The organism is Altericroceibacterium endophyticum, assembly GCF_009827595.1.
Taxonomy (GTDB): Bacteria; Pseudomonadota; Alphaproteobacteria; order Sphingomonadales; family Sphingomonadaceae; genus Altericroceibacterium; species Altericroceibacterium endophyticum.
In genome coordinates this window covers 1-16,290 of sequence record NZ_WTYT01000009.1, presented here as the reverse complement: position 1 = coordinate 16,290, position 16,290 = coordinate 1, and the positions used below count along the sequence as shown (strand labels likewise).

9 protein-coding genes are annotated in these 16,290 nt (G+C 58.9%); 5 read left to right on the top strand and 4 right to left on the bottom strand.

What is annotated here, in order from left to right; translation table 11 throughout:
- Positions 1-358 precede the first annotated feature (358 nt).
- The 5 genes from catB to GRI91_RS15710 all read left to right on the top strand — a co-directional run bounded on the left by catB (position 359) and on the right by GRI91_RS15710 (position 11,111).
- Positions 359-997, top strand: a complete 639-nt coding sequence (gene catB, locus GRI91_RS15730) for a type B chloramphenicol O-acetyltransferase (protein ID WP_160737665.1) — start codon at positions 359-361, stop codon at positions 995-997.
- A gap of 431 nt (positions 998-1,428) precedes the next feature.
- Positions 1,429-3,540 carry a bifunctional rhamnulose-1-phosphate aldolase/short-chain dehydrogenase gene (locus GRI91_RS15725; RefSeq protein WP_160737664.1) on the top strand — a complete coding sequence of 704 codons (2,112 nt, stop codon included), beginning with the start codon at positions 1,429-1,431 and terminating at the stop codon, positions 3,538-3,540.
- 23 nt (positions 3,541-3,563) lie between these two features.
- The gene (locus GRI91_RS15720; RefSeq protein ID WP_160737663.1) at positions 3,564-4,856 is read left to right on the top strand and encodes a sugar isomerase; all 1,293 of its coding nucleotides are present in this window, start codon (positions 3,564-3,566) and stop codon (positions 4,854-4,856) included.
- 46 nt (positions 4,857-4,902) lie between these two features.
- Positions 4,903-8,262, top strand: coding sequence for a glycosyl hydrolase (locus GRI91_RS15715; RefSeq protein WP_237437974.1), 3,360 nt, complete (start codon positions 4,903-4,905; stop codon positions 8,260-8,262).
- A 224-nt stretch (positions 8,263-8,486) separates the two neighbouring features.
- Positions 8,487-11,111, top strand: a complete 2,625-nt coding sequence (locus GRI91_RS15710; RefSeq protein WP_160737662.1) for a TonB-dependent receptor — start codon at positions 8,487-8,489, stop codon at positions 11,109-11,111.
- 97 nt (positions 11,112-11,208) lie between these two features.
- Here the strand turns inward: GRI91_RS15710 and GRI91_RS15705 are convergent, their stop codons facing one another.
- From GRI91_RS15705 to GRI91_RS15690, 4 genes are all read right to left on the bottom strand, one after another.
- Complete coding sequence (locus tag GRI91_RS15705) at positions 11,209-11,985, bottom strand: DeoR/GlpR family DNA-binding transcription regulator (RefSeq protein ID WP_160737661.1); 777 nt, start codon at positions 11,983-11,985, stop codon at positions 11,209-11,211.
- Positions 11,986-12,051: 66 nt separating this feature from the next.
- Positions 12,052-13,149, bottom strand: coding sequence for an L-rhamnose/proton symporter RhaT (gene rhaT, locus GRI91_RS15700; RefSeq protein ID WP_160737660.1), 1,098 nt, complete (start codon positions 13,147-13,149; stop codon positions 12,052-12,054).
- A gap of 2 nt (positions 13,150-13,151) precedes the next feature.
- The gene (gene lldD, locus GRI91_RS15695) at positions 13,152-14,306 is read right to left on the bottom strand and encodes an FMN-dependent L-lactate dehydrogenase LldD (protein ID WP_160737659.1); all 1,155 of its coding nucleotides are present in this window, start codon (positions 14,304-14,306) and stop codon (positions 13,152-13,154) included.
- A complete protein-coding gene (locus GRI91_RS15690) occupies positions 14,303-15,703 on the bottom strand; it encodes a carbohydrate kinase (RefSeq protein ID WP_160737658.1) in 1,401 nt (466 codons plus the stop codon). Before GRI91_RS15690 ends, lldD begins: the two co-directional genes overlap by 4 nt.
- Positions 15,704-16,290 lie beyond the last annotated feature (587 nt).

The window sequence follows — 16,290 nt, the reverse complement described above, 5'->3', positions numbered from 1 at the left end:
ATCATCGCGAAGGGTGATTTCGCCTTTCTCGAGAGGGTTAAAACTGGGCCGATTGCGGTCGGTCCGGGATTGACCAGATTACGCAGAAAAGCCGCAATTCCGCTCACGGCAACATTGCTGACATTTCGCGCGCGAACCGAATTGCCTCAAGGCAGTTGAGCCAGATTGCCAACAAGAGCTTGGTTAGGCTACTCGGAGAAGATGAAGTCCGCAGACCGAACCACCTGCATCGCGCTTACTCGTCCCTGACGCTGTAAGCGGGCGGCGGCGATCCATCTGATCGCTCGCTGAACTTCACCCGAGCATATTCGGGTGAACCCCTGTCGCATGTGCGGCTTGCAAATGATCGGTTTTCATTATGAGAAATGTCTTCGAGAGCCCTTACAAAGGCATCACGCTCGATCGCCTCGTCACCAATCCTAACATTCGGGTCGGGCGGTATAGCTATTATTCCGGCTATTATCACGGCCACGGGTTCGATGAGTGCGCTCGCTTCCTCCTGCCCGAAGAGGGCGTCGACAAACTCGTGATCGGCTCCTTTTGTTCGATCGGTTCGGGTGCAGCCTTCATCATGGCTGGGAACCAGGGTCATCGTAGCGACTGGATCAGCACCTTCCCTTTTTATTGGATGCCTGAGATCGACGTATTCGAAGATGCGCGAAATGGTTTCGAACCTGCCGGAGATACGGTAATTGGTAACGATGTCTGGATCGGGACCGAGGCGATCGTCATGCCCGGTGTCAAGATCGGGCACGGGGCAGTAATCGGCACCCGGGCCTTGGTTGCAAAGGATGTTGAGCCTTACGCCATTGTCGGTGGAAATCCATCAAAGACGCTCCGAATGCGGTTCGTCGACGCGGACATTGCGCGTCTCCTGGAACTCCGTTGGTGGGATTGGAGCGACGACGAATTGAAAGCAGCTATGCCACTTCTCACCGACGGCGACATTTCGGCCCTCTATCGTCACTGGCAGGCTGCTATCAAGCCGCTGCAATAGCCAAGGTGCGTCAATGTCCGCTTTTGCCAGTCCTGTTCCCTAATCAGGACTGGCAACTTCCCACGACATTTCTGCCGTACCATCGTTTCTCGTGCATCTCTGAAAGCCGACATGGCAGCTTTGCCGATTTTCTGATTAAAATCGCCCGTTCAGCTAACGCCCCAATCTCGGTCTTTTAAAGTCTACCACGTACCCCCTCTTCGACGAAGAGATCGTGAAACGGCATCGCTGCCTGCTGCGCGAATGGATTGCTCGACGCCAGTTCCTAACCTTCGGGCAGCTTCAGGGGATCGGCGGCGCAACGAACTGTTCATCGTCATCGGCCTGATTTCCTGGTTGCTCTATCGTAGCAGCATGAAGGCGCTGGGAATGATCGAAAAGGATTGAAACTGATTGCTAATGATAGTCGAGGGCGTTATTGCTCCTGACTTATGACGACTCAGACAAAATCGGCCTTAAAGGCCAGTTCGTTTGCCGTGCCGGTTAGCCGGTGGAGCGAGGGGGAAGCAGCAGGTAAGACCGAGGCGGAGCTGCTGCTCTATCGTTCCAACCTGCTTGGATCGGACCTGACAGTGACAAATTTTGGCGGGGGTAACACTTCGGCCAAGATCATGGAGACGGATCCGCTTACCGGCGAGGAAGTGGAAGTTCTCTGGGTCAAGGGCTCTGGCGGGGATATCGGCTCGATGGGGCTCGACGGTTTCGCCACGCTGTACGAAGATAAGCTACTTGCTCTGGAAAGCCACTATTCCGGGGAGCAGGACGATGACAAGATGGTCGGCTTTCTTCCCCATTGCACGTTCAACCTTAATGGCCGTGCCGCCTCGATCGACACGCCGCTACATTCGCTCCTCCCGTACAAGCATATCGACCATGTCCATCCCGATGCGATAATCGCTCTCGCAGCGAGTTCCGAAGGTGAGGCGGTCACGCGGGAATTGTGGGGAGACACGATCGGATGGCTTCCCTGGAAGCGGCCCGGCTTTACCCTTGGCGTGTGGATACGCGATTTTGCCAAGGCGAACCCACAAGCACGCGGCGCCATGTTGGCCGGTCACGGCATCATCTGCTGGGCCGACACCGCGCAGGAATGCTATGAGCAGACAATCCAGCTGATTGCGGAGGCTGCCGAATATCTCAACAAGCGCTCGGCGCAGGGGGAAACATTTGGCGGGCAGCGGGTTTCTCCCGCCGATGATCGGGCTGCCATCGCAGCCGACCTCATGCCCAGGCTGCGTGGCCTGATGGATGGCGAACGGCGCAAGATCGGTCATTTTTCGGATGACGATGCCACGCTCGAATTTGTCGGCTCGGTCGATTTTGAGCGGCTGGCCGCGCTGGGGACATCTTGTCCGGATCACTTCCTGCGAACCAAGATCGCGCCGTTGACGCTCGATCCGTCACGTCTTTCCGATGACGATTATCTCTCCGGGCGGCTTAGCGATTATCGCGAGATGTACGCCGCCTATTATGAGCGGTGCAAAAGATCCAATTCGCCGGCCATGCGCGATGCGAACCCGGTGGTCGTACTCGTTCCCGGGGTGGGACGTTTCACCTTCGCGAAGGATAAGGCGACTGCACGGATTGCCGGTGAATTCTATCTTAATGCCATCAATGTGATGCGCGGCGCGGAAGCGATCGGTGAATATATCGCGCTCGATGAGCAGGAAGCATTCGACATCGAATACTGGCTGCTTGAGGAAGCCAAGCTGCAGCGTATGCCGGCGCCGCGTGAAATGGTCGGCAAGATCGCGCTTGTGACGGGCGGTGCCGGGGGTATCGGTTCTGCCTCGGCAAGGCGCCTCCTCCAGGAAGGTGCGTGTGTGATGCTTGCGGATCTGGATGGCGATGCGGTGCAGTCCATGGAACGCGAACTTGCTGCAAAGTTCGGTAAGGATGTCGTCAGTTCGGTAGCGTGCAATGTGACCGATGAAGTGCAAGTTGCCGCAGCGATTGGCGCCTGCGCTCGCCAGTTCGGCGGGATCGATCTGCTGGTGGCAAACGCTGGAATAGCATCATCCGCGCCGATCGAGGAAACCAGCATTGATCTCTGGAACCGCAATTACGAGGTGCTTGCGAAAGGCTACTTCCTGACAGTTCGGGCAGCTTGGCCTCTTTTGTGCCGCATGGCGGCGCAAGGCGGGGCAAGCATCGTCTTTGTCGGCTCGAAGAACGCAGTTGCTGCCGCGAAGAATGCAAGCGCATATGCGAGCGCGAAGGCTGCCGCCAACCACCTCGCGCGATGCCTTGCGCTGGAAGGGGCCGGGCACGGGGTCCGTGTGAACATCGTTAACCCCGATGCGGTTATCAAAGGCAGCCGCATCTGGGACGGTGACTGGCGGCGCGAACGCGCTGGCGCTCACGGGATCGATTCCGGTCAACAGCTGGAAGATCACTATCGCAAACGGTCCATGCTCGGCCGTGACGTGTTGCCCGAGGATGTCGCCGAGGCCGTGTTCTGGTTCGCCAGTGAAGCGTCTGCCAAATCGACCGGTAACATGCTTAATGTGGATGCCGGGAACGCACAGGCATTCCCGCGCTGACAAGAACTCTTGGGAGAGAGAAAATGACTAATCTGCCAATCTCGGGCGACCTTGTTGCGCAGCACAATGCCGCGCGTGGCGAGGCCCTGCAGGACGACTACGATAGCCTGGGCCGCAAGCTTGAACGATCGGGGATCGCGATCGATGCCATCAAGGACCGTGTGAAGGAGTGGTCGGTCGCCGTTCCCAGTTGGGGGACCGGTCGCGGCGGGACGCGCTTCGCCAAGTTCGCGATGGGAGGTGAACCCACCAATATCCACGAAAAGCTGGAGGATTGTGCTGTTATTCAGCAGCTTGGCCGTTCTACTCCGCGGGTCAGCCCCCACTTTCCGTGGGACAAGGTCGACGATTACGCAGGGCTGGCGGAAGAGGCTGCTGGCCTTGGTCTGAGCTTCGACGCGGTTAATTCCAACACGTTCCAGGATCAACCTGGTCAAGCCCACAGCTACGAGACCGGATCCCTGTCCAGCACCTCCCAGGCCACCCGCCAGCAAGCGATCGAGCACAATGTCGAATGTATCGAGATTGGCCGCAAGCTCGGCTCGCGCGCGCTGACTGTCTGGGTCGGCGACGGCACAAATTTCCCGGGCCAGCAGGACCTCGGCCGAAGCCTCGATCGCTATCTGGAATCCGCCGCACAGGTCTATAGTGCTTTGCCGGACGACTGGACGATGCTGCTTGAACACAAGATGTTCGAGCCGGCCTTCTATTCCAGCGTTATTTCGGACTGGGGCAGCTCGCTGATCGCCGCGCAGGAACTGGGCGAGCGGTGCCGTTGCCTGATCGATCTGGGCCACCATGCGCCCAATGTGAACATTGAACAGATCGTTGCCCGCCTCCACCATGCCGGCAAGCTAGGCGGCTTCCACTTCAATGACAGCAAATATGGCGATGACGATCTGGATAGCGGGAGCATCGATCCGCACCAGCTGTTTCTCGTATTCAATGAACTGGTAGAGGCTGAAAACAATCCGCGCGCCGGCTTTGATCCGGCCTACATGATCGACCAGTCGCACAATGTGACCGACCCGATCGAGTCCATGCTCTCCTCCGCCGAAGCGATTGCCGGATGCTATGCGCGCGCCAGTCTTGTCGACCGGGCTGCCTTGCACGAGGCGCAGGAAAGCAACGATGTCATGCTCGCCTTCCGCACTCTGCGAAAAGCCTATGAGACGGATGTCGGACCGATCCTGGCCAAGGCACGACAGGAACAGGGCGGCGCGATTGACTGGCTCGGTGCTTATCGCGAAAGCCGCTATCGTGACCGCAAGGCGCAAGAGCGCAAACCGGTCGAACTGGGCGCGGGTATCGTCTAGGGCGCAACCGCCTGCCGATCGCCCGGTCGCGGAGAGGAAATAAGTGATGAGATCAAGCGTTGCACTGATCGGCGCCGCCTTGGCGCCGCTTCTGGCTGCTTGTTCGACCATGGGCGCGGAAGGTGGCTCTGCCGTCACCGCGACCCAGGCCGTGCCCAGCGATCCGCTCATGGCCGGTTTCCGCGACCCACCGCAGCGCGCGAGGCCGCGCACCTGGTGGCACTGGATGAACGGCAATGTGACGACCGAGGGTATTGCTGCCGACCTCGCATGGATGCAGGACATCGGCCTTGGCGGCGTACAGATATTCGACGCCAACCTGCGGACCCCGCAAATTGTGGACGAGCGGCTCGTTTACATGACGCCGCAATGGCAGAAAGCCTTTCGCTTCGCGGCGAGCGAGGCGAATAAGCACGATCTGGAAATGGCCATTGCATCGTCGCCGGGCTGGAGTGCGACGGGTGGGCCTTGGGTCGCGCCCGAGGACGGCATGAAGAAGCTCGTATGGTCGACAACGCGTCTCACCGGCGGCGTTGAATATTCGGGCTCACTCGCACCGCCCCCGTCCGAAACCGGCCCCTATCTCGACGTTCCTCTTCAGGACGACATGGCGGCACTTTCATCTGGTGAAGTTAGGCAAATTCCGAAGGCGACCGGCGCGATTGCCACTATCGCCGTTCCAGCATCGCCCGCGATTGAAAGCTCGCCGCGGTTTACGGATAATGTCGGGCAGCCCATTGACGGAGCAGCGCTGACCGATGGAAGTTTCGCGACTGCCGCTTCCATTCCGCTCGAGGATGATCAGTCGGCTACAGTCACGGTCGCATACCCGCAGCCCGTGACGGTCCGCTCGATCGAGCTCTTCGTGCCGGGCCTTGCGCGCCCGTTTCGCGCTTTTCCGCTTGAAGGCACTCTCGATGCTTTCATCGACGGGGAGTGGCGTGAGCAAACCCCGCTGCCCTTGTCAGGCACGCCCACGGTGATGGGGTTCGACGCTGTTACCGCGCGGCGTTTCCGCATAAGGTTCGCTACGAATAGCGATGTGCCCGATACCGGCGGCAGCGCCGGCGCGCCGGGTACGCGTGGCGGAGATGTTTTCGCACTCGGTGATCTTCAAAGCTTTCCCTTGGCCGAAGTGTCCTTTTCGGCGGCCTCGCGCCTTGACCATGCCCGCGAAAAAGCGGGGTTCGGGACGGTGCCCGATTTCCTTTCCGTGATGTCGGATGCAGAGCAACCGGTGGGCGCAGCCGCCTCGCAGATCATCGACCTTACCGATCGGGTCGATGAGAATGGCCGCCTTCACTGGACGCCACCCTCCGGGATTGACTGGGTCGTCTATCGGTTTGGCTGGTCTTTGACAGGCAAGACCAATCATCCGGCAACGCCGGAAGCAACGGGTCTTGAAGTCGACAAGTATGATACCGGGGCGGTTCGGCGCTATCTCCAGACCTATCTCGATATGTATCGCGATGCTGTGGGGGACGACCTGTTCGGTCAAGCCGGACTCGAGGCGCTGCTGACCGACTCCATCGAAGTCGGTTCGACAAATTGGACGCCTGCGATGGAGGAAGAATTCTCCCGCCGGCGCGGCTACTCGCTGCGGCCATGGCTGCCGGCGCTCGCGGGTGTGATAATTGGCTCTCCTGCAAAGACCGAGCGCTTCCTTTACGATTTTCGCATGACCATGGCCGAGATGCTGGCCGAAAATCACTATGGCACGATCGCCGACGTCGCGCATGACAACGGCCTCAAAGTCTATGGTGAGGCTTTGGAACTAGGCCGGCCGATGATCGGTGATGACCTCGATATGCGCCGCTTTGCGGATATCCCAATGGCCGCCCTGTGGACCTGGTGGAGAGGTGACAATCCTCGCTGGTCATCGCTGGGGGATATGAAGGGCGCTGCATCGCTCGCGCATGTCTATGGCAAGCCCCGCGTCGCCGCAGAGAGCATGACTTCAGCCGCAGCGCTGTGGGACTTCGCCCCTCGTGATCTCAAGCGGATTGTCGATATGGAGTTTGCGCAGGGCGTGAACCTGCCGGTGATACACACTTCGGTTCACGTGCCGGTGGAGGATCACAAGCCCGGCCTATCGCTTCTCAGTTTCGGGCAGACGTTCAACCGCAATGAGACATGGGCGGATATGGCCGGTCCCTGGATCGACTACATCGCACGCAGCGCGTATATGTTGCAGCAGGGGCGGAATGTGGCAGACATTGCCTTGTTCACCGGCGATGATGCACCGCTGTCAGCGCGGTTCTATGAAGGGCCGCCGCCAGGCCTGCCCACGCGTTTTGCGTATGATTTCGTCAATCCCCGCATGTTATCCGAAGCGATCTCGTCACAAGACGGCAAGCTCGTCTCCGAAGGCGGGGCATCGTGGCAGGTCCTGTGGCTGGGCCGCGGACAGCGCGCATTGACCAGCCGTACCCTCGAACGCCTCAGGGACCTCGCAGAAGCGGGCGTCACCATCATAGGCCAGCGTCCTCGAACCTCCCCTTCACTGGCAGACGATGAAGAAGAGTTTGCTCGGATTGTGGATGAAGTCTGGAGCTACCCCAATGTCGTCGAGCGCGAGGATGCGGAACGCTTTCTCGAAAACGATCACGGTCTTACGCCCGATTTCGAGATTCTTGAGGGGCGCGCCGATCGCGAGATTCTCTATGTTCATCGTAGCAGTGCGGATGCCGACATCTATTTCATCAACAATCGCTTGAACCGCGCCGAGCCGGTGACCGCTGCTTTCCGGATTACGGGCAAGGTTCCTGAGCTATGGGATGCCATCACCGGCGAGACGCGCGCGCTCTCTTACCGGACTGAAGGTGGAAGAACCATTGCATCGCTGGATCTGGGCCCGGAGGACGCGAAGTTTGTGGTGTTCCGTGAGGACACGCGGCAGGCCGAACAGGAGGTTGCTTCCCACGATCCCGCGGAGGTTTTAAGGATTGACGGGCCATGGTCAGTCCGGTTCGAGGAAGGGCGGGGGGCACCAGCCCAAATCGAACTCGCCCGGCTCGCGCCGCTGAACGAGAATGGGCGCGACGACGTGAAGTACTTCTCCGGCATTGCCACCTACAACACGCAGTTCAGCCTTTCTTCGGATGAGCAACAGGGCGGCCCGCTCTGGATAGACTTAGGCACAGTCGGGGAAGTTGCCGAGGTTTACGTGAACGGCAAAAAGGCCGGGACGAGCTGGTTTGCGCCCGATCGCGTAGAGATTGGTCACTTAGTGCATCAGGGAAGCAACGAGCTTGAAGTCAGGGTCGCGAATCTTTGGGTGAACCGCCTGATTGGAGATCAACAGCCCGGAGCGGAGCCTGTCGCCTTTGCAGCCACGCAGATTTACACGGCCGATGCGCCGTTACGAGAATCCGGTCTCATCGGTCCCGTGCGCCTGCTTCGATAAAGTCGCTGTCGGCGTGTTGTTCAATCCGGCGCTGCAGGTCGGGCAAGGGCGACATCCGATTGCGATCCTGAGCAAAAATGCGACTGCAAGCATATTCAATCAAAATATGCCATTGAACAATCAATTTAAGTCATTTACGCTCAATGCGGTAAATCTCGAGGGTGATTCCCTCGGGCCGGCGAGCGGGAATCCGCTGCCGAGGAGGAATAAATAGGGAGAGTATGATGAGTTCACGTCAGTACAGCCGGAATCTATTTGCAGGTGTCGCGTTCGCGGCGCTCGTCCTTCCGGCTACCGCCGCGACTGCGCAATCGGCCGATGCGGTAAAAGAAGAAAGCGACGTCATCGTCGTTACTGGCGTGCTTACGCCTCAGTCCCCCGACTCCGTCGCCGTGACGACGATCGACAATAAAATCATCGAGGAATCGGTGCCAGTCAGTGCGGCTGAAATCCTCAAGAATGTGCCAGGCGTCTACGTGAACTCCTCGCTCGGCGAAGTCAGGAATGTGGTCTACTCGCGCGGCATCTCCGCCAATTCGACCGACGCGGCGGCAGGCTATTATTATGTCTCCCTGCAGGAAGACGGGATGCCCATCTCGAACGTCACCTTCAACAATTTCGGGCCCGACTTCTTCTATCGTTCCGACATCAGTCTCGCCTCTGTAGAAGCGTTGCGTGGCGGTACCGCAGTGGTCACAGGGCCGAACGCCCCGGGCGGGATTTTCAACTACATTTCCAAGAATGGCAAAACGCATCCCGGCATCGAAGCGCGCGCACGCTTTGGTCTCGAAGGAAACGGGCGCAACCCTTATTATCGTGCCGACGCCTATGCCGGTGGCCAGATTGGCGAGAGCGATCTGTTCTACTCGGTTTCCGGTTTCTACCGGCAGAACGAGGGAAGGGCGGATCCCGGATATCCTGCCAATCGCGGTGGGCAGATCAAGGGCAATCTCGTCTGGGATTACGGTGACGGTTCGGTGAAAGCGTCGGCCAAATACCTCGATGACCACAACACGTGGAATGAGTTTCTTCCAGCCCGCAATTTTGACGATCCCAAACTTGTCGAGGGCTTCGACAGGTACGATTCCTTTCTCATACCAAAGGCACCGCATAAATTCGTGACCAATGTCGGGGCTCCCGAGCAGGATTGGAACGGCCGCCAGGGTGCGCACTCGAAATCGCTCGCTTTCAACCTCGACTGGGAGCAGCGTTTCGGTGATGGCTGGACTGTTCGCAATAACGCCCGGTTCGTGAACAACAAGTCGGACTGGAACAGTTCGGCGCTGGTTTTCCCTGTCCAGCTGGACGATTTCCTGACCAACGTCTTTCTCAACACCAGCCTCGATGGGACTTATTCCTATCGTAACTCCAATACGGGAGCTCTGCTCGCAGAAGTGGTGAAGAACGGAGGCACACGTACCGTAACCGCTAATAACCTGCCCAATCAGGCGGGTCTCCCGAACCGCGTGCTGACCGAGGTGGCTTTCAACTTCCATCCGGAAACCACCGAAATCATGGACCAGCTGACGGTCAGCAAGGAGTTCGACCGCGGAAGCATAACATTGGGTGGCTTCTTCGCGCATGCCGATATCGATCAATATGGCGGCGGGGCCGGAATAGGGCTCGGCACGCTGGAGGATCAGCCGCAGTTGCTCGATATCCAGCTCGAAACGCCGGACGGGCAGATCAAGCAGGTGACCAGTCCGGCCGGCTTCGCGGGCATCGGGCAGCGTGCTGCCGGCACACCCTTCCGCGGAGAGCAGACTCAGTTTTCGATCTTCGGCGGTGCCAGCTTCGAGCTGACGCCGGGACTTATCCTCGAAGGCGCAGCCCGGTACGAACGAATTGACTATTCCGGTTCGAACGATGTTCAGGTTCCAAACCCGCAATCGGGCGATCCCGATTATGGCGGCCTGGATGGCGACCCCGATACGCTGTTCGATAATTTCGCCGTTACCTACAACACGCCGTTCGACTATGATTTTGATCTCGATTACGTCTCCTTCTCGGGGGCGGCGACCTATGAACTGTCTTACGATGCTTCGGTCTATGTCCGTTATTCACAAGGCAAGAAGGCGCCCGATTTCGGCTTCTTCACAACTTATGACACCCTCAATGAGCTCAACAATCTGGTGCCGCTGCCGCAAAAAATCCAGCAGCTTGAGGCCGGCCTGCGCCTCAAACTGGCGGACCTGCGTCTCTCTGCCATTCCGTTCTACAGCAAGCTCAGCAATGTCGGCACGCAGCAAATCGGAACGCGGGAAGACGGTTCGACCTACGTGCCCCCCGTTCTTTTCTCGAGCACGGAGACACTGGGTATCGAATTGGAAGCGAACTGGGATATCACCCGGGATCTGAACCTTTATTCGGCTGTCACGCTGCAGGATGCGCAATCGAAGGACTTCGCGGTCTATGTGTTCAACTCGCCTGGCGAGAGCGACGACACGATCTCGACCGTTCCCGATGGCGATGCGGACAACACGCCCCGTATCATGACGTCGAGCACACTTCGCTACTCTCCGGGAGACCGCTTCAACGCCTTCGCTACCTGGCGGTATCTCGGGAAGCGCGCGGCTAACCGGTACAACGCGTTCTATTTCCCCGGTTATCATACGGTCGATGTTGGTGCGAACTTCAATATATCCGAGAACTTCACGCTGGGTGCGAACATCAACAACCTGTTCAACTCGGCAGGTGTTTCCAGCTTTGCCCCTGCAGGAACGCTGCTCGGCGCTCTCGACCGCCAGAGCCTGACGCCGGAAGCCGTTGTAGCAGATCCGGATCAGCCGTTCAACGTGATCCTTAGCGAACCGCGTGCGTTCTTCGTAACGGCGAGCATTAAGATGTAGTCAAAACGCGGTAAGCGTCTTTGAATAGCCGAGCCGGTCGGAAGCATGGGGAATGCCCCTCATGCTTTCGACCGGTTTTCTGTATGTGAGGCTGTGCTCAGACGATGCGGAGGTCGACACCGGCAGCACGGATGGATGCTGCCATGTCGTCATCGATCCCGTCATCGGTCAGGATGACATCGACATCGTCCAGGCTGCATACGATTGTTCCCGAGCACTTGGCGAATTTGCTGCTGTCGGCGAGCACTACGACTTCTTCGGCCCTCTCGAGAAAACGGCGCTGCGAGGCGACGTGAATTGCGTCCGCCTGCAGAACTCCGTGCACGCTTATCGCGCCCGCTCCCATGAGCAGGCGCGGTGCGTGGAAGCGCGGCATGCTCTCCTCCCCGGCAGGAGCCAGAATGATGTTCTGCTCTCGAAAGACCGTGCCGGAAGGCACCAGGACGCGTGTGCCGTCCTGCTTCAGCAAAGCCTCCACGATGGGGAGTGAGTTCGTGAGGACCTGCAACCGCAAGCCCTCCAGGAAAGGGCACATCTGAAAGGTAGTGGTGCCACCGTCGATCATCAGGCCGTCACCAGGCTTGCACAGCTTCGCGGCGGCCTCTCCGATTGCGGCCTTCGCCACGGTATTGATCGTGAGAGCATCAGCGAAAGGTGTGCCCGTAAGGCGCGATGGCTCGCCCGAGTCATCATCTTCGGGCATTTTCGCGCCGCCGCGCACACGCACGATCTCACCTCGCGCATCAAGCTTCGCCAGATCGCGTCTTATCGTAGCGGGAGAAGCCTCTATCCGGGCCTCCAGGTCGCGATAGCTCACGAACCCAGTGCTCTGGAGGGCGGTAATGATCAGCTTTTCACGTTCGGCGGCATGCATCGTGGGGTTGGCCTCATTGCGTTTGTGGCTCCGTCTATGCCGACCAGGCGCTCAAAAATCTATGCTTCAATGCGATGCTAGACTACCGTCAAGCATATTCCCCAGCCCGATGACGACGGTTGATCCGACAAGCAGTGCGATACCAAGCCAAACAGTCGCGCGGGTCTTTCCACTCGCCTGCTTCCACTCCTTCAAGGCAAAACCCCACAGCGTCGAGAACAGGATGATGCTGGCCATGTGCAGGGTCCAAGAGGAAAATCCATATCGGCCCATCTGACTTTCGCCCATCGTGTAGAAGAAGAACTGAAAGTACCAGATTGCGCCACCAGTGCAGGCCAGAAGATAATTCATGGCAAGCGGCATGCGGCCTCCGGTCACCTCGGCACCGGGCGCAGGCGCTGCCGCATCGTTACCGACGAGCTGTCCTAACGACCTGTTCTTGCCGATCAGCATGGCGCACCAAATCGCATTTGTCGTGAAGCCGCCCAGCAGCACGACGCACAGGACCGGCAGACCCTGTGAGAGTTCTCCGGTCCCCGCCGCCAGTGTGAGCTCGCGAATAGGCTGACCAGCATCCAGGCCCCATGCCATGCAGCCTGACATGACGCCCGAAAAGACCGCGATCAGGAGGCCGCGTTTCAGATTGAATTCCGCCACGCCGATTTGGCGCGCGCCGCCCATGTCGCGTTCCTTCGCCGCTCCCGCCTTTGCCACGACCGCTATGCCCAGCAGGGTCATCACGATGCCGACCAGAGTGAGCTGCCCACTCGTTGTCGAAGCGGTTTCACCCAGCGTACCGTCATATATGGGAGGGCCGAGCGTCCCGATTACCGTGGTGAGGCCCAGCGCGACCGCCATTCCCAGCGAAATGCCGAGATATCGCAGCGTGAGACCGAAAGTCAGTCCGCCAAAGCCCCACATCGCACCCCAGAAATAGCACCAGAACAGTGTGTCGCCCGGCGTTGCGGCGAGTACGCCGAACAAGTCCTGGGTATTGATTGCAGCGAACACCCATGGCGCGATCACCCAGGACATGATTCCGCCGACGAGCCAGAAAACTTCCCATGACCACATGCGTATGCGCTTGTAGGGAACATAGAAGCTTGCTGCCGCAAGGCCGCCGATCCAATGGAAAAATACGCCCAGCAGCGGGTTCGCGCCCATGATCACACTCTCTCCAGATCGGTTAATATTTCGCGGTTCAGCTGCGTGATATTGCGCGCTCCGCACAGTGCCATCGCTACCCGCATTTCGGCGGCGATCAGCTGCAATACATGATCAATTCCCGCCTCACCCCGCGCTCCCAGCGCCTGGACCCAGGCGCGTCCCAATAGAACGCCCTGTGCGCCAAGAGCGAGCATCCGGACAACGTCCAGCCCGGAGCGAATGCCGCCATCGGCCAGAACGGTGAGATCGTTGCCGACCGCATCGGCGATAGCGGGAAGGGCGCGCGCGGTGGATGGCGCGCCATCGAGTTGCCTGCCGCCATGGTTTGAAACGACAATCCCGTCGGCACCCAGCTTGACAGCTTCGCGGGCGTCGTCCGGATCCATAATGCCCTTGATGATCAGCGGGCCGTCCCATTCGGATCGGATGAAGTCGAGGTCGTTCCACGAGATGGACGGGTCGAAATTGTCGCGCATCCAGGCAAAGAAATCCTCGATCCCGGACTTGCCCTTCAACACGGGCGCGACATTGCCCAGCGAATGCGGGCGACCGCACACGCCCACATCCCACGCCCAGCCGGGATGCATTGCGCCCTGCAATGTACGCCGGATGGCACCCCACAGGCCGGGGCTGCCCGCAAGGCCGGAATGGTAGTCACGGTAGCGGGTGCCAGGCACGGGCATGTCGACTGTGAAGACGAGCGTATTGCATCCGGCCAGACGTGCGCGTTCCATCATGTCCCGCATGAAATCGCGATCGCGAATAATGTAGAGCTGGAACCAGAACGGCCGGGTGGCCGCAGCCGCCACTTCCTCGATCGAACAAGCAGAAACGGTGGAAAGGGTGAAGGGGACTCCCGCCTTCTCGGAGGCCCGGACCGCCTGGCATTCGCCTCTTCGGGCATTCATGCCAGCCAGTCCGATCGGTGCCAGCCCGAGGGGAAGGGCAAGGTGCTGGCCGAAGAGTTCGGTTGAAAGGTCGATGGAGGAAACGTCACGCAGGACCCGCTGTCGCAAGGTGACAGCTTCCAGATCTGCGATGTTCCGTTTCAGCGTGACTTCGGCAAAAGCCCCGCCGTCAATATACTCGAACAGGAAGGGCGGCAGACGTCGCCTCGCAAGTTCGCGGTAATCGGAGACTGAAGCGGCAATCACGCGAATGCCTCGACATGACTGTGCCATTTTTCGGCATAGGCCGAGAGATCATGATCCAGCGGCTCGACAGGTCGCAGCGCGGCCTCTGGCTCCAATTCGGGGTCGATCAAGCGAAGGGCCCCAAACGAGACGTCGGTTTCAGCATCGGCGACGAAGACTTGCAGATCAGGCCGCAATGACGCGAGCACGCGGACGAATACTTCGGAGTCGGCAAACCTCCCCTCGACAATGAGACAATCGGTCGATCCGATTAGCCGCAACGAAGCATCGGTTACCAGAGCAGCATAGAGACAGACCGCCGCGAGCCGGGCGTTACGGTCGGCAGGAGGGTTCAGCCATTCGCTTTGTCCATGCGGAAAAGGGCCGCAGCCGGGCGCACATGTGGGAAGCACCATCGCTTGTTCGCCAAGGACTTGTGGAACGGCCGCAATGAGCGCTGATTGGATAGCCTTGTCGTCGATGCGTCCGGTGGCCTCTCCGATGAGTGTCTTGATCTCACGGCCACCCATGAACCGCGCAGAAGGGACGGGGGCCGAGTAGGCATCGACATTGATAAGGCAGTCTCTTGCTTCCGGAAGCCGCTCCATTTCAATGCGTTCGCGGGCCATGCGCATGGCAATGAACCATGTTCCGGTCGACAAGACGGTGGCTTCCCTGCCGGAGATTTGCGGAAATCCGCGGGCTGCCATCAATGCCGCATTTGAGTCATGCAGCCCGGCAAGGATCTTCGTCGTCTTCGGCAGGCCTGTCTTGGCAGCTATGTCCGCGCGCAGCTGACCGACAATTTCGCCAGCCTCCACCAGTGGGGCGAAGCGCTGGTCCCAGCCCTTCAGCCGGGCCAGCGAGGAAAACTGGCCGGTCAGAGGTGACCAGAGATCCGAATGACACCCCAGGCTGGTAACTTCGCTGACGCAGCGGCCGGAGAGAAACCAGGCCCAATATTGCGGCCAAGGAACGATGGTTCCGCCCTCCATGGCCTGCGGATAGAGGTTTTCGAGCCAATTGAGCTGTGCCCCGAGGTTCAAGCCATTTGGGAGGCATGGGGAGCCAGTTTCGGCGAAAGTGGGGCGTTCAGCTCGATATGCTGCGTATATATCCTCTGGCTGTGCCTGTTCGTAATCGATCGGCGGGAAGGCGAGCGCGCCATCTTCAATGACTGCGGCCGCAGCTCCATGCGCCACGGGAACGATAAATTCCACCGGCTGCGATGCATATCTGGCCAGGGCATCCATCAGCCACGCTCCGATACCAGCGGCATCCAGACGGCATAAGCCCTCTATGCTGGCTGCGGCGTTGGGGCGCACTTGTCGGTCCAACAGGGTTCCCTCGCGGGACCACAGGGTTACCTTGCTGAGTGTCTTGCCCACATCGATGCAGACAGCATAGCCTTCAACCACAAATTCCTCTCCCTGACCGACTCACTTTTGGGCTTACCCTTCAGTGATTATGATCGCTTAATATCGAAAATGATTGAATTTGCAAGTTCGGCTGGACCTGACTTTCATGGCCGGATGATTTTGAGGCATCCACTGGGCTTTCCGCAGCTGGCCAGCAGTTGTATATGCCTCATGCAAAGGCGCTTGCTGTGCGCCTCTTGGTGCTGTGCTGGTTATGACGCACTGTCGGTCACCTAAGTAGCAGACGAGTCTGTATCGGCCAAAAACACTTTAATTTTCAGAACCACTGAGGCGCGCCCCATTTATCAGCGAATGTAGGGCAACTGTAGCTGATGACCTACCACTCGATTGAATTCTTCGTCTTTTCCAACAGGCCACGGTCTGTCGCTCTTTCGATGTCAGCTTTCGCATTTTATCGACTGTCACCAGACCGTCTGCAATCTGCCCAATCTCAGTCAATCATGGCAAAATCATACAAGTGCCATGGAAAGCAAAATATAACTCTACAGGGCGCGTTGCTGTGGCCCGTGCCTTAAAGGCTGCCATTCACATGTCGCTCAGTCCCGTGCATAAGCGGACAATCATTC